Annotated in this window: 23 protein-coding genes, 1 tRNA gene and 1 pseudogene; 3 read left to right on the forward strand and 22 right to left on the reverse strand. The window is 57.9% G+C overall.

The genetic code is table 11. From position 1 onward, the window contains the following. Positions 1-107: 107 nt before the first annotated feature. Entirely contained in the window at positions 108-1,346 is a 1,239-nt protein-coding gene (cfa, locus tag FGF66_RS00230) for a cyclopropane fatty acyl phospholipid synthase (protein ID WP_139455705.1), read from the forward strand. Here cfa and FGF66_RS00235 read toward each other — a convergent pair. The 13 genes and pseudogenes from FGF66_RS00235 to FGF66_RS00295 all read right to left on the reverse strand — a co-directional run bounded on the left by FGF66_RS00235 (position 1,243) and on the right by FGF66_RS00295 (position 12,790). Further along, positions 1,243-2,451 carry an exo-beta-N-acetylmuramidase NamZ family protein gene (locus FGF66_RS00235; RefSeq protein WP_139455706.1) on the reverse strand — a complete coding sequence of 403 codons (1,209 nt, stop codon included), beginning with the start codon at positions 2,449-2,451 and terminating at the stop codon, positions 1,243-1,245. The genes cfa and FGF66_RS00235 overlap by 104 nt on opposite strands. 152 nt (positions 2,452-2,603) lie before the next feature. Then, a tRNA-Met gene (locus FGF66_RS00240) sits at positions 2,604-2,679 on the reverse strand. 51 nt (positions 2,680-2,730) lie between these two features. Further along, positions 2,731-4,842, reverse strand: a complete 2,112-nt coding sequence (gene metG / locus FGF66_RS00245) for a methionine--tRNA ligase (protein ID WP_139455707.1) — start codon at positions 4,840-4,842, stop codon at positions 2,731-2,733. Positions 4,843-4,914: 72 nt separating this feature from the next. Continuing rightward, positions 4,915-5,913: a PSP1 domain-containing protein gene (locus FGF66_RS00250; RefSeq protein WP_139455708.1), complete on the reverse strand. Its 999-nt coding sequence runs from the start codon at positions 5,911-5,913 to the stop codon at positions 4,915-4,917. Between the two features lie 70 nt (positions 5,914-5,983). Further along, positions 5,984-6,763 carry a lysophospholipid acyltransferase family protein gene (locus FGF66_RS00255; protein WP_139455709.1) on the reverse strand — a complete coding sequence of 260 codons (780 nt, stop codon included), beginning with the start codon at positions 6,761-6,763 and terminating at the stop codon, positions 5,984-5,986. A 9-nt stretch (positions 6,764-6,772) separates the two neighbouring features. Then, the gene (locus FGF66_RS00260) at positions 6,773-7,975 is read right to left on the reverse strand and encodes a pyridoxal phosphate-dependent aminotransferase (RefSeq protein ID WP_139455710.1); all 1,203 of its coding nucleotides are present in this window, start codon (positions 7,973-7,975) and stop codon (positions 6,773-6,775) included. A 33-nt stretch (positions 7,976-8,008) separates the two neighbouring features. Next, positions 8,009-8,506, reverse strand: coding sequence for a pantetheine-phosphate adenylyltransferase (gene coaD / locus FGF66_RS00265; protein ID WP_139455711.1), 498 nt, complete (start codon positions 8,504-8,506; stop codon positions 8,009-8,011). Then, a pseudogene (gene rsmD, locus FGF66_RS00270) lies at positions 8,499-9,056 on the reverse strand (16S rRNA (guanine(966)-N(2))-methyltransferase RsmD); the annotation flags it as partial. The pseudogene rsmD and the gene coaD, both read right to left, overlap by 8 nt. A gap of 11 nt (positions 9,057-9,067) precedes the next feature. Beyond that, on the reverse strand, positions 9,068-9,979 hold the full coding sequence (locus FGF66_RS00275) for a transketolase (protein ID WP_139455713.1): 912 nt from the start codon (positions 9,977-9,979) through the stop codon (positions 9,068-9,070). 116 nt (positions 9,980-10,095) lie between these two features. Then, positions 10,096-10,746, reverse strand: a complete 651-nt coding sequence (locus FGF66_RS00280; protein ID WP_246046429.1) for a DedA family protein — start codon at positions 10,744-10,746, stop codon at positions 10,096-10,098. A gap of 25 nt (positions 10,747-10,771) precedes the next feature. After that, the gene (purC, locus tag FGF66_RS00285) at positions 10,772-11,479 is read right to left on the reverse strand and encodes a phosphoribosylaminoimidazolesuccinocarboxamide synthase (RefSeq protein ID WP_139455715.1); all 708 of its coding nucleotides are present in this window, start codon (positions 11,477-11,479) and stop codon (positions 10,772-10,774) included. A 73-nt stretch (positions 11,480-11,552) separates the two neighbouring features. Further along, complete coding sequence (locus tag FGF66_RS00290; protein ID WP_139455716.1) at positions 11,553-11,951, reverse strand: RidA family protein; 399 nt, start codon at positions 11,949-11,951, stop codon at positions 11,553-11,555. 206 nt (positions 11,952-12,157) lie between these two features. Next, positions 12,158-12,790 (reverse strand): tetratricopeptide repeat protein, encoded by a 633-nt coding sequence (locus FGF66_RS00295; protein WP_246046430.1) that lies wholly within the window; start codon positions 12,788-12,790, stop codon positions 12,158-12,160. Positions 12,791-13,120: 330 nt separating this feature from the next. Here FGF66_RS00295 and FGF66_RS00300 point away from each other — a divergent pair, with 330 nt between their 5' ends. Beyond that, on the forward strand, positions 13,121-14,050 hold the full coding sequence (locus tag FGF66_RS00300; RefSeq protein ID WP_246046431.1) for an endonuclease/exonuclease/phosphatase family protein: 930 nt from the start codon (positions 13,121-13,123) through the stop codon (positions 14,048-14,050). A 178-nt stretch (positions 14,051-14,228) separates the two neighbouring features. Here the strand turns inward: FGF66_RS00300 and FGF66_RS00305 are convergent, their stop codons facing one another. From FGF66_RS00305 to FGF66_RS00315, 4 genes are all read right to left on the reverse strand, one after another. Then, positions 14,229-16,649 carry a sodium-translocating pyrophosphatase gene (locus FGF66_RS00305; protein ID WP_139455719.1) on the reverse strand — a complete coding sequence of 807 codons (2,421 nt, stop codon included), beginning with the start codon at positions 16,647-16,649 and terminating at the stop codon, positions 14,229-14,231. A gap of 446 nt (positions 16,650-17,095) precedes the next feature. After that, positions 17,096-17,263, reverse strand: a complete 168-nt coding sequence (locus FGF66_RS12470) for a hypothetical protein (protein WP_170181115.1) — start codon at positions 17,261-17,263, stop codon at positions 17,096-17,098. 109 nt (positions 17,264-17,372) lie between these two features. Continuing rightward, positions 17,373-18,668: an AAA family ATPase gene (locus FGF66_RS00310; protein WP_139455720.1), complete on the reverse strand. Its 1,296-nt coding sequence runs from the start codon at positions 18,666-18,668 to the stop codon at positions 17,373-17,375. Between the two features lie 155 nt (positions 18,669-18,823). After that, positions 18,824-19,543, reverse strand: coding sequence for an ABC transporter ATP-binding protein (locus tag FGF66_RS00315; RefSeq protein ID WP_170181144.1), 720 nt, complete (start codon positions 19,541-19,543; stop codon positions 18,824-18,826). A gap of 149 nt (positions 19,544-19,692) precedes the next feature. On the opposite strand from FGF66_RS00315, the gene FGF66_RS00320 reads away from it, so the two are divergent. Then, positions 19,693-20,160 (forward strand): SET domain-containing protein, encoded by a 468-nt coding sequence (locus FGF66_RS00320; protein ID WP_139455722.1) that lies wholly within the window; start codon positions 19,693-19,695, stop codon positions 20,158-20,160. A gap of 93 nt (positions 20,161-20,253) precedes the next feature. On the opposite strand, the gene FGF66_RS00325 is transcribed toward FGF66_RS00320, so the two are convergent. From FGF66_RS00325 to FGF66_RS00345, 5 genes are all read right to left on the reverse strand, one after another. Further along, entirely contained in the window at positions 20,254-21,444 is a 1,191-nt protein-coding gene (locus FGF66_RS00325; protein ID WP_170181116.1) for an iron-containing alcohol dehydrogenase, read from the reverse strand. Continuing rightward, positions 21,434-21,895, reverse strand: a complete 462-nt coding sequence (locus FGF66_RS00330) for a DUF134 domain-containing protein (protein ID WP_139455723.1) — start codon at positions 21,893-21,895, stop codon at positions 21,434-21,436. Before FGF66_RS00330 ends, FGF66_RS00325 begins: the two co-directional genes overlap by 11 nt. A 91-nt stretch (positions 21,896-21,986) precedes the next feature. Beyond that, the gene (locus FGF66_RS00335) at positions 21,987-22,394 is read right to left on the reverse strand and encodes an OsmC family protein (protein WP_139455724.1); all 408 of its coding nucleotides are present in this window, start codon (positions 22,392-22,394) and stop codon (positions 21,987-21,989) included. Positions 22,395-22,504: 110 nt separating this feature from the next. Further along, positions 22,505-23,269, reverse strand: a complete 765-nt coding sequence (gene cobS / locus FGF66_RS00340) for an adenosylcobinamide-GDP ribazoletransferase (RefSeq protein WP_139455725.1) — start codon at positions 23,267-23,269, stop codon at positions 22,505-22,507. Beyond that, positions 23,269-24,156, reverse strand: a complete 888-nt coding sequence (locus tag FGF66_RS00345) for an alpha/beta fold hydrolase (protein ID WP_139455726.1) — start codon at positions 24,154-24,156, stop codon at positions 23,269-23,271. Before FGF66_RS00345 ends, cobS begins: the two co-directional genes overlap by 1 nt. Between the last annotated feature and the right edge of the window lie 3 nt (positions 24,157-24,159).

Here is a 24,159-nt window from a genome sequence, read left to right on the forward strand (position 1 = left end):
AGTGTTTGATATTTCGTATTTTATGCTTTATTTTTTAGAGTAGTTTTTACATCAGTTTATCCATTTCGTGAAACAGAACGTTTCCCCGGAAACCGGAGGACTGCGCCATGCTCGACCACCTTTTCCAGCAACGCCTCGGGAACCTTCTCGATACGGCAAACATAGTTATCGACGGCAACTACCCCTGGGATATCCGGGTACACGACAGCCGCATGTTCAGAAAAACTGTTCTTGAGGGAAACCTTGGATTCGGCGAGTCCTACATGGAGGGTTGGTGGGAGTGCGACGACCTCGAAGAGCTGTTTTTCCGGATACTCTCGGCGGGCGTCGACCGGCAACTTGTCACGCTGACCGTCGTCATGGAGTATCTTCAGGGCGCGTTGATCAATCTGCAAAAACCGGCTCGCGCCTTCACCGTCGGCAAGCGCCACTACGATGCGGGCAACGACCTGTTCCGGGCGATGCTCGATCCGTGGATGATGTACAGTTGCGCCTGCTGGCGCGAGGCCGACAGTCTCGAAATGGCGCAGGAGAACAAGCTGTGCCTTGTTTTCGACAAACTCGCCCTCGAACCGGGCATGAGGCTGTTAGACATTGGCTGCGGCTGGGGCGGTGCGGCGCGGTTCGCCGCTGAACGGTATGGCGCGAAGGTGGTTGGCGTCACCGTCTCGCAGGAGCAGGCGAGTTTCGCCAGAGCGTTCTGCAAGGAGTTCGACGTCGATATCCGGCTGATGGATTACCGCCAGCTCGAAGGCTCGTTCGACCGGATCGTTTCGATCGGGATGCTCGAACATGTCGGTTACAAAAATTACCGTACCTATTTCGATATTGCCCGAAGCTGCCTCAAGCCCGAGGGGCGGATGCTCGTGCAGAGTATCGGCAGCAACGCGCCGGTAACGGGCACCGATCCATGGATCGAGAAATACATCTTTCCAAACTCGATGCTCCCATCAGTCAGCCAGATTTCCGGCGGTTTCGAGGGGCGTTTCGTGCTCGAAGACTGGCACTCGCTCAGTTACGATTACGCTCTGACGCTCAAAGCATGGGAGCGTAACGTGACGCGCAACTGGCCGAGCCTCAAAAGCAGCTATGACGAAAAATTTTACCGCATGTGGCGCTATTACCTCCTGAGCTGCGCGGGAGCCTTCCGGGCGCGCACGATCCAGCTCTGGCAGATACTGCTCACCCCATCGGGCATCAAGGGAGAGTGCTGCATTCCGCACCAGCCAGCGAGGCGGAGCTTCAGGGATAAAGGTAACGGTTTGGCGAAGTCGCTTCGAATGCCCGCACCTGGACGCGGACAGCACCGAGAATTTCCCCGATCGGGCGCTGCTGCTGAATCATGAGGCGGTAGCGGCTGGTTCCGGCGAGCTGGTCGAAAAAAGCCGCGTGGCGGTGCAGGCCTGTTTGGCTTGGCCAAAGCTTTTGCAGTGAGAGCAAAATCGCCGTGGAGGTCAGGAATGGATCGAAGCGCTCGCGGTCGGTCACCTTCAGGCGGACGCCTTGGCACTCGACGCCGGAGAATTTGCTCCTCTCGGGCGTGAAGCTCGTCCGGTGGAATTCGACGCCGGGCAAGCGGTACTGTTCGAGTTCCCGGATGAGCGCTTTGCTGTCGATGAATGGCGCGCCAAACATCCGGAACGGAGCGTCGGTGCCGCGCCCTTCGCTGACGTCGGTTCCCTCCAGCATGACGGTTGCAGGATAGAGCAGCAGCGTTTTGAAATCGCGAAGGTTCGGCGATGGCGGGCGGAAACGGAAGCCCGGAAGATCGTCGGCGAAGCGGTCGCGCCGGTAGCCCCGCATCCGGACGACCTGCAACGACAGGCCGGGAAAGCGGCGTTTTTGCAGCCATGCGGCGATCTCCCCCACGCTCATGCCGTGAATGAACGGCAGCTCAGCCGCGCCGACGAACGACTCGAAGCGCGGCTCCAGCACGAAGCCGCTGGCCGGAAGCGGCGCGAGAGGATTGGGCCGGTCGAGCACCATGAAGGCGACGCCCGCTTCGCTGCACACCTCCATCGCGAGCTTCATGGTGGAGATGTAGGTGTAGCAGCGCACTCCGGCGTCCTGAAGGTCGAACACCAGCACATCGATGGTTTTCAGGAGCTGAACATCCGGCTTCCTGGAGTCGCCATAGAGCGACCACACTTTCAGGCTGTTGCCAACCCCGGCATTGCCCACCTTCTGGCCAGCCTCGTAATCGAGAGCGAAGCCGTGCTCGGGAGCCATCAGGAATTTGAGATCCACCCCGTTCCGCAAGAGCACCCGGTACCCCGGCTCCCCGGAACGCGACACCGCCGCCGCGTTGGTAATCAGCCCGACCCGCTTGCCTTGCAACGGGGCGCACTTTTGCGCATCGAGCACATCGAGGCCGTAACGGAATGCCTCGGCGCGGGCTGCGGGGGCAGCAAAAAAAACCAGGAGAAAAAAAAGAAAAGCAAAGCGGCCCATGAGAAAATAGCCCTGAAGTTGTTCGGTAGTTTGGCATCCTTCCCATAGGACTTATAGGTCTTATAAGAAAAAGAGTTGCACGAAGGCAATATACCCCGCCGCACCGCCGAAAAGCCAAAAAAAAGACCGCGCAACATGGCGCGGTCTTTTGCTGGTGGTGGGGACAGGACTTGAACCTGCAACCTTCGGGTTATGAGCCCGACGAGCTACCAATTGCTCCACCCCACGATGTATAGTGTCTGAATGTACAACATTCATCGTCTATTGCAAACTTTATTTTCAGGATACCTGATTTCCGCAGATTCCCTCGCCCTGAGGCTCGAGCAAGAAGAGGCGGCCATCGGCGCCCTCGACGGCGAGAATCATGCCCTGCGACAGCTCGCCTCGCATGGTACGGTCGGCGAGGTTGGCCACCAGCACGACGCTCTTACCCACCATCTCTTCGGGCGTGAAGTGCTGCGCGATACCCGAAAGCACCTGGCGCTCTTCCGAGCCGACCTGCAATTGCAGCTTGAGCAATTTGTTGGCCTTCTTGACCGGTTCGCAGGCAATGACCTTCGCGACGCGCAGATCGATCTTCTGAAAATCGTCGAAGGTGATCTCCGGCTTGAAGGTCATCGGCGCGGGCTGTTCGGCGGCTTCGCGGCGTTCCGCTTCGGCAAGCAGCGCCTCGATCTTCTTCATCTCCGGCTCGATGTCTTTCTCTTCGATCTTCGAGAAGAGGATATCGGACAATCCGAGCAATTTGTGGCCCTTTTTCAGGCCCGGCTCCAGCGCCCTGCGCCAGACCGGATTGCCGGGTTCAACGAGGTCGTCGATCCTGCCCTCGAAGCCGAGCATACGCCAGATGCGGTTGGCGGTTTCGGGCACTATTGGCCAGAAAAGCAGCGCGAGCGTGTGGCAGAGGTTCAGCGATACGGCCATCGTGCGGCCCGCCGCTTCGGCGTCAACCTTGATGACCTTCCACGGCTCGCTCTCGGTGAGGAAGCGGTTGGCGAAGCGGGCGATCTCCATCGCCTGACTCGCCGCTTCGCGGAAGTGAAAGCCGTCGTAGGCCGCTTCGAGCTTGCCGAAGCTGCCCAACCAGTCGATGCCGAGGCCGTCCCACGCTTCGAGATCGATCTCCGCAGGCACCTCGCCGCCGAAGCGGGCGTTGGTGAAGTCAATCGAGCGCTTGATGAAGTTGCCGAGCGTGTCGGCCAGCTCGCCGTTGGTGCGGTTCTGGAAGTCACCCCAACTGAAATCGCTGTCCTTGTTCTCGGGATAGTTCATCGCGATGCTGTAGCGCAAGGTGTCCGCCGGGAAGCGTTCGAGGAACTCGCCGAGATAGACCGCGTAGTTGCGCGACTTGGAGAACTTGCGCCCCTCGAAGTTCATGAACTCCGAGGCCGGCACGTTGTCGGCCAGCTCGTAACGCCCATCGACGCGCTCCTCGTTCCAGGCCATCAGGATCGCCGGGAACATGAGCGTATGGAACACCACGTTGTCCTTGCCGATGAAGTTGATGATGCGCGTATCGGGATCCTGCCAGTAGCGCCGCCAGAGTTCGGCGTCGCCCTGCTTCTCCGCCCACTCTTTCGTGAAGGAGATGTAGCCGAGCACGGCGTCGAACCAGACGTAGAGCACCTTGCCCTTCGCCTCCTCGGAGTCGAGCGGCAGCGAAATGCCCCAGGCGAGGTCGCGGGTGATGGCGCGGTCGGCGAGGCCCTGGTTGAGCCATGTGCGCGAATAGTTGACGACGTTCGAACGCCAGTCGCCGGTATGCCGTTCGACGTAATTTTCGAGCTGCTTCTGGAAGCGCCCCAGCGGAAAGTACCAATGCAGCGTTTCGCGCAGCTCCGGCGTGGCGTCGGAGAGCTTGCTCTTCGGGTCGATCAGCTCGGTCGGGCTGAGATGCGTACCGCACTGCTCGCACTGGTCGCCGTTCGCGCCGGGCGCTTTGCAGACCGGGCAGGTTCCGGTGACGTAACGGTCGGAGAGAAAGCGCCCGGCCACCGGATCGAAGAACTGCTTTTCGGTTTTCCTGACGAAAATCCCCTTTTTCTCGATCTCCGCAAAAAACTCCCTGGCCGTCGCGTGGTGCACCGGTGAAGTGGTGCGGCCATAGTAATCGAAGGAAATACCGCATTTGGCGAAAGCGTCGGCGTTCATCGCGTGGTAGCGATCCACCACATCCTGCGGCGAAATCCCCTCGCGGTCGGCGGTGATGGTGATCGGCACGCCGTGCTCGTCCGAGCCGCCGATGTGAATCACGTCGTGGCCGCAGAGACGTTTGTAGCGTACGTAAATATCGGCGGGCAGATAGACCCCGGCGAGGTGGCCGAGGTGCACCGGGCCGTTGGCGTAAGGAAGAGCGGTGGTAACGAGAGTTCTTTTGTATGTATGAGTCATGGATAACAGAAAGTCGTTCGATGATGACAAAATCACGTCACCCGGTGGTTTGCCGGGTGATGGAAGAGTGTTTCAGGCCTGTCCGCCCTGGCGGCGGCCCGTCATGCTGTTGTACTGGTCCAGCGAAATACGCCGCTTCTGGCCCGTACTGACGTAGCGTATCCAGATGCTTTTCTTCTGCTGATCAACCCCCTCGACCACGGCGTTACCGTCCCTGACGGCGAAGGTGGTGCCGACGGCGGGCCATCCGTTCTGCCTGCCGTTACCTTGACCGTTGCCGCATTTGCCGTTGCTCTTCGAAAAGCCGAGACAGCACTTCGGGCGGTTGCAGAGGCCGATGGTGTTGAACGAGAAGTTGTCGCCGTTGATGCTGTCCGGCATCTGCGGCTTTTCGGCGAAAGGATTGGAGTGAATTTTCTGCATCCAGGTCGAGCAGCAGAGCGCGCAGCCGCACGATCCCTGGGTGTTGGTACGCCGCGCCTCCTCGCGCGTGGTGATCTGCACCATCTGGATGCGCGCCTTGAACTCCCCCGCCAGATCGCGCACCAAGCCCCGAAAATCGACGCGGTGCGTGGCCGTGTAATAGACCGAAAGCTTCTGCTGATCGAGCCGGAGATCGATATCGACCAGCTTCATTTCGAGCCGGTGGCGTTCGATCCGGTTCAGGCAGGCGGCCCTGATTTCCGGCTCTCGCTTGCGAATCTCGGCGAACTCCTGCACCTCCTCCTCGGTGGCCCGCCTCATGATCGCCGGAAGCTTGTCGATCTCGCTCGTCTGCCCCTTGAGCTGAAGCTTCCTGAGGGCAATGCGGCCCGTCGAGTAGATGATGCCCATGTCGAAGCCGCCATCCGCCTCGACAATCACCGGCGTGCCGATGGCCAGCTCCTCGCCGCTCGCGCCGACATAAAACTCCCTGCGGCACCCCTTCATCTCTATTTCAACCACAGGCACGGAGATTTCGGGAAGATCGTCGGGATAGAGACCGGACGCCTGCTCCTCCAGCATTTTCGACAGTTTCAGCCTCACTTTGGCATTGTCGCCAAGCAGGCAACTGCATAGAACCGTACTCATATATTGATATCCTTTATCTATTTTCGCCACGCCATTCAGATGAACGCGGCGACATCGTCTCTCTATAGTTTCACTTCTCACTCCCTGCCGGACTGCCTTTTCCGAAAAGGCCACGGAAAGCCTCCACGCGGCGGTTGATCGACTCCGATCCGCGCACAACGACCTCGAAGCCGTCGAGACTCCGTTCGACGACCGCTTGCTTCACCTTGTCGAGATGGGATTCGGTCGCCGCCTGCATCAGTGCCGTGAGAGCGTCAAGCCCGTTCCAGTCAGATTTTTTCAGCAGCTCTGGCGACCCGAAGGACAGGAAAAGTTCAGGTTTTTGCTCCTCAAGATATTCAATACGGCTGACAACTGAAACAAGGTAAATTGATTCCCTCTTTTTGAAAACACGCTGGGCGATGCCAGCCGTTCCCCGGAAAAACAGGAGGGGACGTTTATCGACATGCTCGATCTTGCCTTGAGGAAAAATCCAGAGCGCGTTCTGGCGGGCGGATGGCGAGAGCAGGCGCTCGGCGGCGTAATCGAGCGTACCGATGGCGCTCCGGGCGTTGCCACGGTCGATGGAGAATGCGCCGAGGCGGGTGAAAAACTGGTGCTTTTTGAGCTGCGCGTACTCGATGATGATGTAGAGATTCTGCCGGAAATACAGCTCGGTGCAAAGCTGCGACCAGAAGCCGTCCCACCAGTAGGCGTGATTGCCGTAGAAGATGACCGGCGTATCGAGCTCCATCTCCGGCAGCTCCGGCGGCATCTGCACCCTCAGCGAGTGGAAATGGCGCCTGAACTGCCGACGGGAGTACCATCCGAACCAGCGAGTGTAAGCCCGGCTCCGGCGAACCTTCAGCATGGGCGGTAGTTAAGCGAAGGCCTTTCTCATGCGGTTGACCGCCTCGGTCAGCTCCTCGATCGAGGCCGCGTACGAAAGGCGCAGGTTCTCCGGCGCGCCGAAAGCGTCGCCCGGCACGGTGGCCACGTAGTGATCTTTCAGCAGATACTCGGCGATGTCCGCAGAATCCTTCATCACCTTGCCGCCAAAGGTTTTACCGAGCAATCCCTTGATCGACGGGAAGATGTAGAACGCCCCCTCCGGCAGTGTGCATTCGATGCCGGGAATGGTGTTCAGCTCGCGGAACATGAAGTCGCGGCGCTTCTCGAACTCCGCGCGACGTTCTTCGACAATCGACTGGTCGCCATCGAGCGCAGCCACGGCGGCCTTCTGCGCGATGGAGTTGGCGTTGGAGGTGGTCTGCGACTGGATTTTGTCGCAGGCGTCAATGATCCACTTCGGCGCGGCCAGGTAGCCGATCCGCCAGCCGGTCATCGAGTAGCTCTTCGAGGTGCCGTTCGAGACGATCACCCACGGCTTCATCTCCAGAATCCGCGCGGGCGAGAAGGGGCGGACGCCGCCGTAGCAGATCATGTCGTACATCTCGTCGGAGAGCACGAAAATCTCCTTGCCTTCGAGCACCTTCATGAGCGCCCGAACCTCGGCCTTGTTATAGACCGCGCCGGAGGGATTCGACGGCGAGTTGAGCACGAGAATCCGCGTCTTCGGCGTGATGGCGGCGGCGAGCTGCTCCGGCGTCATCTTGTAGCCGGTCTCGATCGAGGTCTCGACAATTACCGGCGTGGCTCCGGCCAGGCGCGCCATCTCGGGGAAGCTCACCCAGTAGGGCGCGGGCACGATCACCTCGTCGCCTTCGTCGCAGAGCGCGAGGAAGGTGTTGGCGAGCGTCTGCTTGCCACCGTTGCTGACGATAATTTCGTTCTCGACGTATTCGAGGCCGTTGTCGCGCGAAAGCTTGCGGATGATCGCTTTTTTCAGCTCCGGAATTCCGCCGTTTGCCGTATAACGGGTAAAGCCGGAACGAATCGCCTCGATGCCCGCCTCGCACACATTTTCCGGCGTCGGAAAGTCCGGCTCGCCCGCCGAAAGGCTCACGATATCCTTGCCTTCCGCCTGCATCTTCTTGGCCAGTCCGGAGATCTTCATCGTCTGCGACTCCTGCATGTTCCGCACCCGGCGGCTCAGGAATCGTTCATGGCTCTCTGCGCTCATCTCTGTAGAATTGGTTGTGTTGGTTTGAAAAAATCAGTGCGCCCGCCGCTCCGCCCTTTTTTGCAAAAGCTGGTCGAGCACGTAGGGATGAACGAACTTGCTGACGTCGCCGCCAAGCATCGACACCTCGCGGATGATCGTCGAGGCGACGTAGGTGTACTTGACGTTCGGCATGAGAAACACCGTCGTCACTTCGGGGTAAAGATGGCGGTTCAACAACGACATCTGGAATTCGTACTCGAAATCCTTCACCTGCCGCACTCCCCGGACGATGGCGTTGGCCCCGGCCTGACGGGCGTAGTCGGCCAAAAGCCCGTCATGCAGCACATCGACGTTCACGTTCGGAAGGTCGCGCACCACCTCCGTGACCATTTCGAGCCGTTCATCGACCGAAAAAAGCGTCTGCTTCTGGCTGTTCTCGGCAAGCACCACATCGACCTGTTCGAAGATGTTCAGGGCGCGTTCAAGCACGTCGAGATGGCCGTTGGTGAAGGGATCGAAGGTTCCCGGATAGATGGCTTTCCTACTCATGCGCTCCTGGTTCGGGTGTAAAAAAAGAGACGCGCGTGGTGCCGTAATCCTTGTGGAAAAGGTAGCCACGCGACGGCGAAAAATCGTGGCTCGCGTGATGCTCCATGAGAAGCAGCCCTCCCGGGGCGAGCAGGCCGGTATCGAGAATCGAGCGGATCAGGTGCTCGTAATCCTCCCAGCGGTAGGGCGGATCGCAGAAAACCAGGTCGAACGGACCCTCCTGCCGCTTGAGAAACGCCGTGACGTCCGCCATGACGAAACGCGCCGATGCGCCTGCGCCAATATCCGCCGCCGTCTGTTTCATTGTTTCGAGCGCCTGGCGGTTTTGCTCGACGAAGCAGGCGCTCCGCGCACCCCGGCTCAGGGCCTCGAAGCCGAGGTTGCCAAAACCGGCGAAGAGATCGAGCACGTCAATGCCGTCGAAATCGATCCGCGCCGCAAGCGCGTCGAAGAGCGATTTCTTGACCCTGCTGCTGCACGGCCGAATGTCACGCGAGGGCAGATGCCTGATCTTGCGCCCCCGGTATCTGCCCGCCTGAACCTGCACTTCGGACGAAACCCTTAAAAGTCACCGAAAACGGTGATGCCAAGAATTTCGAGCGCTTTTACCTCATCCTCTTTCGACGGCGCCTTGCCGTGCCAGTTGGACTTGTCGGGCATCGTGCCTTCGAAGAACGGTACGCCCTTGCCCATCACCGTCGTGGCGAGCACCACCACCGGTTTGGTGCGGCTCTTGTCCTTGCGGAGATATTCGAGCGTATCGATGAAGTGCTCGATGTCGTTGCCATCGCAGGTGAGCACATCCCAGCCGAAAGCGCGCCACTTGTCGGCGAACGGCTCGACGTCCATCACGTCCGACACCTCGCCGTCGATCTGCTGGTTGTTGTAATCGACGATGCCGATGAGGTTGCCGAGCTGGTAGTGAGCGGCGCTCATGGCGGCCTCCCAGATTTGCCCCTCCTGGCACTCGCCGTCACCCATCAGGCAGAAGACCTCGCCCTTCTTGCCATCCATGCGCAGGCCGAGCGCCGCGCCGACCGCCACCGACAAGCCCTGGCCGAGCGAACCCGACGCGATGTGGATGCCCGGAAGCCCCGACTCGCAGGTCGGATGGCCCTGGAGGTAGGAATCGACTTCGCGCAGGTAGTTCAGCTCGTCGAGCGAGAAGTAGCCCGAACGGGCCAGCACGCTGTACCAGACCGGCGCGATGTGACCGTTCGAGAGGAACAACATGTCGTGATCGGCTCCCTGACGGAACTGGTGCGGATGATGCTGCAAAATCCTGAAGTAGAGCGCCGTAAAAATATCGGCCATGCCAAGCGAACCGCCGGTATGTCCCGAATTGGACTTCGCCAGCATGCGGATCACATCCCTGCGCACCTGGCGGGCCATGTCCTTGAGTTCATCGATGGTTGAAAGTTGCAGATGCTTGCCCCTCTTCTCTTGCGGATAAGGCTTCAGATGTTTTCCCATGATGGATGCGATGAATGAATGATGGCTGATGAACAATAAAAACGGAATCCGCCGCGCAGGCAATCGCCCTTCGGCGGAAAAGCTCAAAGTTACACGCGGAGGCCTAATTTACCAAGTCAAGCCCCGGCGTTACCCTGTTTTCTTTTTTTGAGATACTTCACGACGGCCCAAACCATAAGGCCCGCGAACAGCGCTGTAAACGGAATGCTGTAAAAAACGGCGTACTGGCCGATCTTGTCCCAGTTGCTGCCAAGCAGATAGCCGCCGGAGAGCAAGAGAATGTTCCAGAGAAGCGAGCTGACCAGAGAGGCCAAGAGCACCAGCGAAACTTTCAGGTGCAACATTCCGGCCACGATGCAGATAACCGCCCGCGACCCGAAAAGGAAGCGGTTCACCACGACGGCCAGATAGCCGTGGCCCGAAAACTTCTGGCGCACGACCTCCATTTCGGAAGGCGGAAACAGCTTGTGAACGCTTTGGGCGAACTTGTGGCGCGCCTCGCTCTGGCCCGCGGCGTAGAGCTTCAGCCCGAGAAAACGGCTGAGCAGAAACACCGTCATGAATCCGGCCACCGAACCTGTCGTTGACCAGAACAGGGCCGAAACAAAGGTGATGTGGTTGAAGACGAGCAGGTATCCGACAAGCGCAATGGGAACATCCCCCGGAATCGGGGGAATGACGTTCTCGAAATAGGCCGACAGGAACAGCACCGCATAGACCGACGAAGGGTCGGCCTGTTGCAGGTAAGCGACAACGGCGTCAAGCATTGAAGAGATTTCCGGCATCGATGGTTTACTGTTCCAGTACGCGCCGCTTGACCTCGGAGTAGGCGTCCTCGACGCCGCCGAGATCGAGACGGAAGCGATCCTTGTCGAGCTTCTCGCCAGACTCGGCATCCCAGAAGCGGCAGGTGTCGGGGCTGATTTCGTCGCCGAGCAGAATTTCGCCCTTGTGACGACCGAATTCGAGCTTGAAATCGACGAGCCTCAGATGCCTCTCGGCAAACCACGGCACGAGTAAAGCGTTGATCTTTTCGGCCATCTCCTTGAGCTGGGCCACCTCTTCGTAGGTGCCGAGACCAAGCGCGACGGCGTGATCCTCGTTCATGAGCGGATCGTCGAGATCGTCGTTCTTCAGGTAGAGTTCGACAATCGGTTTCGGCAGAACGGTTCCTTCGGCAAATCCGTAGCGCCTGACCAGCGAACCGGCGGCGACGTTGCGCGTGACCACCTCGATCAGGACGATGTCGAGCTTTTTGCACAGCATGTCGCGGTCGTTGAGCTTGCTGACGAAGTGGGTCGGAATGCCGTTCTCGCCGAGCATGGTAAAGAGGCGGCTGGCGATGGCGTTGTTGGTGACGCCCTTGTCGGCGATGGAGCCTTTCTTCTTGTTGTTGAAGGCGGTCGCGTCGTCCTTGAACTCTTGTATGATGAGGTCGGGGTCCTCGGTCTGCCAGACCTTCTTGGCCTTGCCCTCGTGAAGCAGTGTAATCTTGTTCATCGATGTAGAATTACTTCTGTATTGGTTTTGTATGGATAAGTACCGGTTCATACGCCCCGATACCGGTAAAAGTTTACTCCCCCGCCTGGCCGGTTGCCTGCTGCACCGCGCCGGTCAGGACGATATTGATCTGCTCTTCGGTCAGCCCGCGCTCTTTGAGGAACCACATGAAGCGGAACACGCCGAGATCGGAAAGAATCGCCTTCGGGCGCTCCGTCTCGTCGAGGCCGCGCGAGCGGGTATGCTCGTCGGCCGTACGGAGCCAGTCCTCGATGAACGCCGTCGGACGGCCATCGGTGGCGAAATAGTCGGTCACGATGCGCTGGACGTCGGCAAAAGAGGGAGTGGGATTGCTGCTGAAAATCAGCTCCATCTCCTCGGAAATCCTGCCAAGATAGATGACAGCCTCCATGTCGAGATTCTCTTCGAGGATGTCCCTCGCCTGCGCCTTAACATCGAACTTTTTGCTCATACTCCTGAAGACCGCCGGAGGCCCGGCTCAAGGTGATTGAAAATTCCCGATCAAGTTACGTATCGAACGGTGAAACCTAAAGAAAAAACTTCGCCCGGCAAGACTGCGTAGCGCTTGCGGACGATCTTGCGAGCATACGGGATCGACGAGGGACAGGAGCCGGAGTCGATTTCAATTCGGATTTAGACGAAACAACAACGCTCCGTTTACTCATGTTGCGCAACCTGCCCGGAACCTCCGTGTATCGCGCGGATCTTCTGCGCGGCCTCTGCGTTGCCTTTGGAGGCGGCCGACTGCAACCACTTCATCGCCTTGTTGAGATCGCGTTCAACGCCGAGACCATGCTGGTAAAAATTACCGATGTTCAGCTCGGCCTCCCCGTTGCCTTTGGCCGCCGATATGCGGTACCACCTCATCGCCTCGGCATAGTCCTGCTCGACCCCCTGACCGTGTTCGTAGAGAACCCCGATATTGTCTTCGGCGGCATAATTGCCTTTCGCGGCCGCCAACCGGTACCACTTCATCGCCTCGGCATAGTCGGTTTGCACTCCCCAGCCATGATGATACATGTAACCAATCTGGTTCTGGGCGTTGTCGTTGCCTTTTTCGGCGGCAAGCCGATACCAGCGCATCGCCTCGGCATAGTCCTGCGCAACTCCCTGTCCCTTCTGGTACATGAATCCTATGGCGTACGTGGCGTCAACATGACCTTTCTCGGCGGCAAGCCTAAACCATTTCAACGCCTCGGCATAGTCGCGATCCACATCGCGCCCGTAGTAATATTGCATCGCAATGACGTATTGCCGGGCGGAATCTCCGCTGTTGGCATCAACATTCATTCGGGCTGAAATTGCGGGGGACGCATCGGCCTTCTGAAAATTCTGGCAAAATCCTGGCGCGGGAACGGCAAATACAAGTACGGCAATAGTACAAAAAACTGATCGTTTCATGAATGATGTTGATTTTGAGTTCGACAAGCCCGCCCACTGAAAGACGGATAAGCTTTATATTGTGACAATAATAAATCTTACCTGTAATTCACAAGCCTTCACTCCGGGATAATGGCAAACCCTTCCCGAAAAATCACGCCCGTATTACTGCTTCTGATCTGTCTGATCGCTCCATCACATAACGGCATTTGCAAAGAGCATCCTCAGCAGATTGTCGCCATGTGGTGGAATGCAGAAAACCTGTTCGACACGCATGACGATCCGATGGTGGACGATGGAGAGTTCACTCCAGCGGGCAAGCGGCAGTGGACGGAAAAAAAGCTGCTCCTGAAACGGTTGCGCATCGCGCGCGTATTCCGGGCGATCAAGGCGGATCGCGAGTACGGGAAATATCCCGACATCGTGGCGCTGGCCGAAACCGAGAACCGGCAGGTGTTCGCCGGAACGCTGGCCTCTCTCGACGGCGCCGGTTACGCCATCGACTACCGCGAAAGTCCCGACCCACGCGGCATCGACATCGGCCTCGCGTGGAACCCCGCAACAGTGAAGTTCACCGGCTCGAAGCCCTACACGGTCAGGCTCGAAGATGGACGCGGCACCCGGTACGTCATCGCCGCCGGGTTCAGGGCTTCCGGCCATCAATTTACCGTTGTGCTGAACCACTGGCCGTCCCGGTCGTTCGACGCCCGGTGGAGCGAGCCGAACCGCATCGCCGCCGCAAGGGTCGCCCGACGCATCGCCGACAGCCTCAGAACCCGCGACCCGCGGGCGGAGATCATTGTCATGGGCGATTTCAACGACCATCCCGCAGACCGCTCGGTCTGGGAAACGCTCGGTTCATCGCTCGACAGAAAAGCGGTTCAGCGCTCCAGTGGGCGACTGCTTTACAACTGCTGGAACAGCACCGCCTCGCCCGGAAGTTACTTTTACAAGAATCATTGGGAGCGGATCGACCATATGCTGGTTTCAGCCGCTCTGCTCGATGGCAGAGGACTTTCGATCGACAACCGGGCTTTCCGGGTCTTCTCCATTCTCGAAATGTTCGACCGGCACGGAAAAGGACTCTACTCCACCTACAAACGAGGCAAATTCAAAGGCGGCTACTCCGACCACCTGCCGCTATTGCTGAAAATCAGTGCTGCTCCATAACGGAGATGCTTCTTCCCCGATTTCGATTCGGTCACGCCTGAATCAGATTCCATTCCGAATGCTTTCAAGGACGGCGCTCTCAGGGTTTGCCAGGCCCACAAAAACACCCGAAGCCGCATTGCTGCGGCTCCGGTGACGCCCTGCCGTTACCGGCGGGGGTGATGCTGTGAAACGAAGCTCAGTCCTTGTCCACGGCGATTCTCATGGAGAAGAAGGAGCGGTGTACGAAGACGAGCGAGAGCAGAAAGAAAACAACCGCCAGACCGATGGCGAGCTGGTGATCCAGCTTGATGGCCATTTCGATGGCAAGCAGACCGAACAGCGTGGTGAACTTGATGATCGGGTTGAGGGCGACCGAGGAGGTATCCTTGAAGGGATCGCCAACGGTGTCGCCGACAATCGAAGCGTCATGAAGCGGAGTGCCCTTGGCGTTCAACTCGGTTTCGACCACCTTCTTGGCGTTGTCCCATGCGCCGCCGGCGTTAGCCATGTAGATGGCCTGATAGAGACCGAAGATCGCGATGGAGATCAGGTAGCCAATAAAGAAGAACGAATCGAGGCAGGCAAAAGCGAGCGTACTGAAGAAAATGGTCAGGAAAAGGTTGATCATGCCTTTCTGCGCAAACTTGGTGCAGATTTCCACAACCTTCTTGCTGTCCTCGGTCGATGCTTTGGTCACACCATCAAGTTTGATGTTCTTCTTGATGAACTCGACGGCATAGTAGGCGCCGGTGGTCACGGCGTTCATCGACGCGCCGGTGAACCAGTAGATCACCGCGCCGCCCATCAGGAGGCCGAGCAGGAACGGAGGTGAAAGAATGGAGAGCTTGGCGATGGCCGCAGTATCGGTCAAACCACCGGTGAGAATCATAATGATCGAGAAGATCATGGTGGTCGAGCCGACCACGGCGGTACCGATCAGCACCGGTTTGGCGGTCGCCTTGAAGGTGTTGCCTGCGCCGTCGTTGGCTTCGAGATAACGCTTGGCATTGACAAAATCGGGCCGGAAGCCGAACTCGCTCTGGATGTTCTGGCTGATGTTCGGAATGTCCTCGATCAGCGAAAGCTCATAGACCGACTGCGCATTGTCCGTCACCGGGCCGTAAGAGTCAACGGCGATGGTGACCGGGCCCATGCTGAGGAAGCCGAAAGCCACGAGACCGAAAGCGAAGACCGAAGGCGCGAGCATCATCACATCAAAGCCCATCAGGCTGAATCCGTAAGCCGCTCCCATGAGAGCAATAATCGCAAGACCCATCCAGTAGGCGCTGAAGTTACCAGCAACCAGACCGGCCAGAATGTTCAGCGGCGCGCCGCCCTCTTTGGAGCACTGCACGACGTTACGCACATGGGCGCATTCGGTCGAGGTGAAGCGGTTGACCAGTTCGGGAATCAATGCTCCGGCAATCGTGCCGCAGGTGATGATCGAGGCGAGTTTCCACCACATGGTGCCGTCGCCCAGATTGGCGATAAGCAGGTAAGATGCGATATAGGTCAGGACGATCGAGACGATCGAAGTAAGCCAGACGAGGGTGATCAGCGGTTTTTCGAAGTTCATCTCGGCGGCTTTGCTGTACCTGGCTTTGGCGATAAAGTCGTTGGCCCAGTACGAAACGGCGCTGGCCAGAATCATCACAAGACGCATGGCAAATATCCAGACAAGCAGCATAACCTGAATGGTTGGATCCTTGATGGCCAGCAGGATAAAGGAGATCAGCGCCACACCGGTCACGCCGTAGGTCTCGAAGCCATCAGCCGTCGGGCCAACCGAGTCGCCAGCGTTGTCACCAGCACAGTCGGCGATGACGCCGGGGTTGCGGGCGTCGTCTTCCTTGATCTTGAAGACGATCTTCATGAGGTCGGAACCGATGTCGGCGATCTTGGTGAAGATACCACCAGCGATACGAAGCACCGAAGCGCCAAGGGATTCACCGATGGCGAAGCCGATGAAGCATGGCCCGGCATAGTCAACCGGAACAAGAAGAAGGATGCAGAGCATCACGAACAGCTCGATGCTGATGAGCAACATACCGATGCTCATACCGGCACGAAGCGGGATAGCGTAGGTCGGAAAAGGTTTGCCGCCAAGGCTGGCGAATGCGGTTCTGGAGTTGGCGAAGGTGTTGATCCTCATGCCGAACCAGGCGACGATGTAGCTGCCGCCGATACCAAGCAGGCTGCATGCAAGAATGAAGGCTACCTTGGTTGTTTCAAGTCCGCTGAGAACGCTGAAGTAATAGACGATAATGGCACCGACAAGCGCCCAGAGGACGAGAATGAATTTGCCCTGGGTGATGAGGTAGGTTTTACAGGTCTCGTAGATCAGCTCGCTGATCTCCTTCATGGCGCTGTGCACCGGAAGATTTTGAATCGCTTTGTACTGAATCAAGCCGAAAATCATGCCAAAAAGGCATACCACAAGACCATACATCAACAACGTGTGCCCCGGTATTCCCCCTAAAAAGGATACCGAGCTTAAATCCGGCAATACCAGATCGGCCTCGCTCGCATACGCTTGTGACGCTGGAAGCAAGACCCCGAGTCCCGCCAGAACCGATCCGGCCCTGACGTACCATTTAGCTTTGATTGGTTGTTTCATTGCTGCTTTTTTTTCTCTGTGTTACTTGTATTTACAGAAAGACTGCCGACAGCATAAGTATGCTGAACTGACAAAGAACAGTATTTGAGAAGGAACGGCCCTACCATAAAAAAGGCTAAGTCAAGGTAGCAACTTTTTCCGGTAAGTCAGTAAAAAAAAACGACAAGCGTTGCTTAAACCGTATGCAGAGCAACACATTTAGTACAAAACTATATATCGATTCAACTAAAAAGATATATCCTATTTCCAGATGAATGCGAATTGGAACCAGGACATCCAAAGCCCTCACCGCAACCGTACCGGGAGGGCTTTTTTTTGTGCGGGATGGGGGTAATTTTGGAGGTGACCGAGCGCCACATGCGAAGAAAAAAGCTGGCCGACCGGGATGATTTTCAGAAAATATCCGTAAGGCGGTATTGGATGGAAAGAACAGGTCTCGACTCCGGTTAGCGCACAGGCAACTTCTTCGGCTTGCAGAGATGCTTTTTCTTTTTCGACACCCTCGCGCACTTCTGGCAAATGTACTTTGGCTTTGAAACTGCCTCAGCAATAGCGGCAAGGTTTTCCTCGATCTCTTTCTTGCCAAGCTGGCAGAGTTTATGGTCTGGCTTCATGGTGGATTCAATTCACCTTTTTCTACGTTGGCCGTAAAAGACATATTTATAGTAAACCACGCAAACGTATAATGCGTACTTGTTGACAGCATTGTTATGTATTCTTCAGCTAAAACTCACGGAGCTTGATGTACTGCCGTAACACAGGGTTTACAAACTCGTAGGTTCCCTGCCGCTCAGTAATTCTTTCTAAAACCGGCCCATATTTTTTATCTACTAATCTTGGCATAAGCTGGTCTACATACTGGACGTTCAAGTCCTCAGCGTCTTGCCGCGCGGCTTTAAGAACGATCCGACCTACCTCATCGGAAAATTGAGACTGCTCGGTCGGTTGGTCCGCTAAAAAATGCAGCAACAACTGTCGATCCCTTGAATTTCCGATTGCTCGTTGATAAGCTGCTTCTAAGGTTGGAAATGCCTTACCAGATTTCAAGTCCATAATTACTTTATCAAAAACAGATTGATCAACAACTTTCGTGTTGCGCACATTTAGCTCATTGATACACTGTTTGCCTATTAACTGGACGAAATACGGGTAACCCTGCCCAAGCTCAGCGATTTGTGCGCTTATACCCGCTTCGAATTTGACCGCATCGTTAAATAGTTTTTCTGCACGTAAAATGATTTCTTCAGACTCAGGAATTGGCATGGGCTTTACAGGCAGCAAGCCTTGCTCGATTAGCCTCTCTATCGAAGCATGATCACTTACCAACTCTGTTAAATCTCTGCCGATACCACAAATTGCAAACTTTACTTCCGGTGTTGTAAGTGACTTTATAAGAGATCCAATACCATCCTTATTTGCAATGACATCGAATTCATCAAGCAGAATTAACAATCCATCACGTTTCATGCGTTTTTTAACTTGATGCGTAACTATCGCATCAACGAAGTTCCTAAATGTTTGAACGATATCCCCTGGGACAACTTTTGCATATTTTGTACTTTCAACTCCTTTCACTCCCCAATTGACAACTTTCAAATCTGCCCCGGCGGACACTCCCTTTGTACGGGTAAACTCAACGATCTCCTTTCCTTCGTCAGGAACAAGTCTGAGTAAACTATCTTCTGAACTTTGGTCGTTGCATAAACGAGAAAGAAGATCTTTTCCATCTGTAATTAGTGAATCACATGAATAATAAGCGGTTAAATAGGTGCGTGGAGTAGTTGGTATCGAATGGGAAAGACCAGCCCGTTTTGCTAAAGCATATTCCCCCAACGCCATCTGTTGTATTTGACGAAGTAACGATGACTTTCCAACCCCCCTTTTCCCATATACTGATATCAATCCGGTCGGAGCATTAATAGCCAAAATACAATCTCGAATGAGTTCAGTTCTCCCCACAAACCGGCTTGGGTCTCGGATCACATCCGCAGTAAAGCCCACTTCTGGATCAATTGGCATTATAACTTCCTAATTTGAATTATTTGATAGCATAACTTTGATTATATAGTTTCCGCATAAGATGCTTGCAAACATTTTATCCCCAGCCAAGAAAACAATCATATAAAATTGAATTTATGGATTATAACCATCCACTCCAAATCTTCTTCTCCCCCTCACCACGACAGCTCCGAAGGCGAAATCTTCTTTTCATTCCGCCGATCCTCGACCACTTCGCCGCTGCGCAACGTAATGACGCGGTCGGCCATGCCGGAGATCGAGACGTTGTGCGTGATGACGAGCGTCGTGGTGCCGAGTTCGCGGTTGACTTTTTCGATCACTTCGAGCACAAGCTTGCCCGTGCTGTAGTCGAGCGCGCCGGTCGGTTCGTCGCAAAGCAGCAACTCCGGGCGCTTGGCGACCGCGCGGGCGATGGCGACGCGCTGCTGCTCGCCGCCGGAGAGCTGGGAGGGGAAATGGTTCATCCGGTCGCCAAGACCGACCAATTCGAGCGCCTCGGCGGGCGACATCGGATTGTCAACCAGCTCCGTGACGAGCTGCACGTTCTCCAGCGCCGAGAGGCTGGAAATAAGATTGTAGAACTGGAACACGAAGCCGATCGAGCGGCGGCGGTAGTCGGTCAGGCCCGCCTCACCTTTGGCGTTGATGTTCAGCCCCTTGAACGATACCGTGCCTGAATCGGGCACATCGAGGCCGCCGACGATGTTCAGCAGCGTCGATTTTCCGCTGCCCGACGCGCCGAGCAGCACCACGAGCTGGCCCGCGCCGAAGTCGAGCGAAATGTCGTGCAGAGCCTTGACCGTCACCTCGCCCATGAGGTAGCTTTTCGACACCCCATCGACCGAGAGAACGGATTGACGCGCTTGATCGATCATCGGCACAAACCTTCAGACATGGTTAAGAAAAACCTCTCCGACTCGAACCACGCTGCCGGAGAAAACATTCCAGAACACTCCGGCATCCGCCCGATGGATTCAGCCGTGAGATTCGTATTTTCCGCTTTTCCATCGCCAGCCGGAATCACATGACACCAGCTCTCTTTTTTGCCGCGACCATCATCTTCGCCGCCGGTGTCGCCGCCGGAACTCTCGCCACCGTTTTCATGCGCAAAAAAACGCCAAAAGTCAGCCGTGGCGCGGTTCTTATCGACTCGTCAAAAGTTGCCGGACGCGGCGCTTTCGCGCTCAAGGCGATCAAGAAGGGCGACATCGTCGAACGCTGCCCGGCGCTCGAAGTGACCGACAAGGACATTGGCGGCGAACTGCTCAACTACGTCTTTTACGGCAGCGCCGAAGACCGCCGACTCATTGCGATGGGCTACGGCATGATGTTCAACCACTCCTCGACACCCAACGTCGCCTATTACCGCGAAGACGGCCCCACCGGCGCGGAACTGGTCATCTACGCCCTGCGCAACATCGCCGAAGGCGAGGAGATGTACTACAACTACGGCGACGACTGGTGGACGACAAGGGGAGAAACTGGCGAATGATGAATTATGAATGCTGAATTATGAATTGAAGAATCGTCTTCAACTCTTCCCTCCTATCCGACCTATAAGACCTATCCGACCTATTCTTCACATTCACACCCGCGCTACCAAAATCCGCCGCATCGCGGCTTCGTCGAGCGGAACGGCGTTGGTTTTGCTTCTTGTGGCGGGGATGATGGCGTCGAAATCGCTCTCGCTGACGCCGAACTCGCCGAGGCGGGGGAAGGCGTAGCGGGCTTGCCACTCTTCGAGCAGCTCGACGAGGCGGCCGCAATCATTCGCGACGTTGCCGGTCGAAGCACCGGTGAGAATGCGGCTGGCGTTGGCGAACTTGCGCAAGCCCGACTCGCCGCCCTCAGAGGCGAGGAGCTGGCGGATGTTCTCCCGCGTCGCCTCGGCCAGCAGCGTCGCGCAGAGGGTGCCGTGCGGAATGTCGAACAGCCCGCCGACCGACGAGGCGAAGCCGTGCACGATGCCGAGGCCCGCGTTGGAGAGCGCGATGCCCGACATGAGCGCCGCGTAGGCCATGTCGGCCCGGACGGCCACGTCGCCCGCGCCACTGCCGCAGGCCAGCTCGAACGAGCGGCTGAAGCGCACGAGGCCGCTGCATGAAATAGCGTCGGTAAACGGGCTGGCGAAGGGCGAGAGGTAAGCTTCGAGAAGCTGGGTGAAGGCGTCCATGCCCGACGAGGCGGTCAGCTCCGGCGGCGCGCTCGTCATGAGTTCGGGATCGATGATCGCCTCGTTCGGCACGAAGGCCGCGTGGCGCAGCGAGCGCTTGTAGCCGCCCGGCCCGACGCGGCTGATGACGGCGTTGCTCGTCGCCTCGGTGCCCGTGCCGGAGGTGGTCGGCACGGCGATAAACGGAATCTTGCGACCGTCGTGCGGCGTGAAGCCGGGCTGTCCCTCGATGAAGCGCTCGACCGGATCGCGCTGAAGCAGCATCGCCGAAATCGCCTTTCCGGCATCCACGGCGCTGCCGCCGCCGATGGCCACGACGACCTCGAACGGCGTTTCGCGACCCAGCGCCGCCGCCTCGTCGATCAGCTCCGGCGACGGCTCGCGATCGACCTCGAGGCAGGCGACCTCCATGCCGGCGCGGCTGAGTTCATCGAGCATTCCCGACGCAACCGGCGAACGCCGCAACGTCTGGCGCCCCGTGACGAGCAGCATCTTCCGCCCATACGCGGCGGCGATGGCGGGGAGCTTCGAGAGGGTTCCCGCGCCAAAGTGGATGCGCGGCGTCGGCAGCACCGTAAATTCCAATATCCGTTCAATCGACACGGCTGTGCCTCCCCTTGCGAATCAGCATTTTGCCGCAGTGCGGGCAGTTCGCCGTCCGGCAGGGTACGCCGGGCACGTGCGGCTGTTCGTAGCCGCAGTGCAGGCAGATGCAGACGGCAGGCTCCTCCGACTCGCCGGGCAAGCAGCTCCCCTCGATTTTACCCCCCTCGATGCAGATGGTCTTGCCGCCAACCAAAGCGTCGGCCACCTTTTTGCGGGCCGACTTGATGATGCGGCCAAAGGTCTGCCGCGAGACCTTCATTTTTTCGGCGGCATCGGCGTGGTACAGCCCGTCGAGATCGGCCAGGCGCAACGCCTCGACCTCATCGACCGAGAGCACGACGTTCCGGAGCCGGGAGGGCGGAACGCCTTCGGGCAAAAAGCAGGTAACGCCTGGAAGCTCTTCGACAGAACGGCTGTGAAGCGGTCTGCCGACGCGAGGATTTTTCATAACGGCGGTGTCGTTTGAGGCGAGAACCCGCTCCCGGCGGGAAAACCGGAAGCAGGTTCCAGCGGGAAAAAATCGATAAACGTCAGAACGATCAGGCCTCGACGGTTTCGGTTTTCACCTCGAAGGCCGGAGGCTCCATGAGGTGCTTCTTGACAGCGCAGAGATTGGCTGCGTTGATGACCGCATCCTTGTACTTTTCCGGGAAGCTCGGCGGCAGCTCGATGGTGATGGTGATTTTACCGATGCCTCGCCCGTCGGGTTTCGGCTCGTGGCTCTGCACAACCCGGATGCCGTCGGTCGGAATATCGCGGCTCTGGCAGAAAGAGAGGACGTAAATGCCCGCGCAAGTGCCTATGGATGCGAGGAAAAGAGTGAAGGGTTCAGGCGCGGAACCTTCGCCGCCAGCCATCACCGACTGGTCGGTCTTGATGGTGAATCCCCTGAAATCGGCATTGACCTTCTTGCCACCGCCAAACGTCACGATCAAATCGCTGCTCATAAAAATATCTTATTACGGATTGTGGGTATCTTAATTTTGTGCGCCCCAATAATAACCATCTGACGACTGAGAAGCAACGCCCGCCGGAGAGGAGAGTTCCGAAATCGAAATCACATCAGGCTCAGGAACGGAAACCGCAACGACATCACGGCGGCGAACCAGACGAACGTTTCGGTCAGCTCGCTGCATGCGCCGAGCACGTCGCCAGTGACGCCGCCGATCTTGCGGCGGCTCAACAGGCCGAGGGCGAGCGTTGACGCAGCGGCGCTCGCCATGAGGAAGAGCGCTCGCGGCCAGCCGAAGCCGACCGGATAGAGAAGAAAGACGAATACCGAAGCGACGGCGACAACGAAATGCGGCCACCCCGCGCCTTCGACGAAGGCGGTCGCCGTGCCGCCCTCGGCTCGCGCGTACGGCAACCGCGCGGCGAGCACCACCTGCCCCATGCGGGCGAGCATCACGCCGGCGATCATCGTGCCGAACGCGCCGTACCGCACGAGTTCGAGCAGGCAGACAAATTTGAAAAGCATCACGAGGATCAGCGCCAGCGAGCCGAACGAGCCGACGTTGGGATCTTTCATGATCCGTAGCGCCGCCTCGCGGTTGCGCCCGCCGAAAAAGCCGTCGGCGAGATCGGCGAGGCCATCGGCGTGAATCCCCCGCGTCAGCACGATGCCGCCGCCAAGCGCGAGGAGCGCGGCCATCTCGAACCATCCGGCAAACACGCCGACGCGAGCGAGCAGCACTTCGAGCGTACCGATGACGAGGCCGACGAGCGGAAACCAGTAGAGCGAGTCGCTGAAACGCTCGGCATCCCGGCCCGGCACCGGCAGCGCCGTCAGCGTACGAAGCGCCGTCACGAGGCCGCCCGCCATCAGGCGAGCCTCCCGACGAAAGCCCGGACGCCTTCGACGAACTCGCGCGGCTTCTCCTCCTGCGGCAGGTGGGCGCAATCGGGAATCACGAGCAGCTCCGACTTCGGCAGCTCTTTCGCCAAACGGAAACTCTCCTCCGTCTTGACGGTGAGGTCGTGCTCGCCCGTCACGACGAGCGAGGGCGTCGAGACCGATGACACGCGCTTGTCGAAATGGAGGCGATGCGTTTCGAGGAACAGCTCCCAGAATCCCCGCGACCAGTCCCCCACCATCAGGTCGCTCCTGAACGCGGCAAGCGTCTCGCCGGACAGGCGCGACTTGACATGCCAGAATCCCCGGATGTTCTTGTCGTAGAGCTTGGTGATAATCGCCTTCATGAGCCGCGAAAAAACCGGCGTCATCGCCCTCATGAAGGGCTTCATAACCGCCGGAACCTCGCTGTTGGCGTAGCCGCTGTAGATCATCGCGCCGACGAGCACGAGGCCCTGTACGCGCCGTGGATGGCGCAACGCCGTCAGGAGCGCCAGCGTACCGCCGGTGGAGTTGCCGACGAGCACGGCGCGATCCATGCCGAGCTTGCCCATCAGCGCCACAACGAGGTCACACTGCGCTTCGGGGCTGTAGCGCGCTTCGTTGGATCGGGACGGCACGGGGCGCGAGGTGAGGCCGAAGGCCGGGCGGTCGAACAAGAGAACGGTCGCGTTTTCGGACAACGGAACCGCCACGTCGCGCCACGAGCGGATGCTCAGGAAGCTGCCATGCAAGAGCACGATGAAGGGCGGCCTGCCGCTGCCGTAGAGTTTGTAGTGCACCCGGAAGCCGTTGCAATCGATGAACTTGCTGTCGCTGTCGGCCCGCTGGCGCTGTATGTCGAGAAAAGAGTCCATGTT

This window comes from Chlorobaculum thiosulfatiphilum, assembly GCF_006265165.1.
GTDB lineage: Bacteria > Bacteroidota > Chlorobiia > Chlorobiales > Chlorobiaceae > Chlorobaculum > Chlorobaculum thiosulfatiphilum.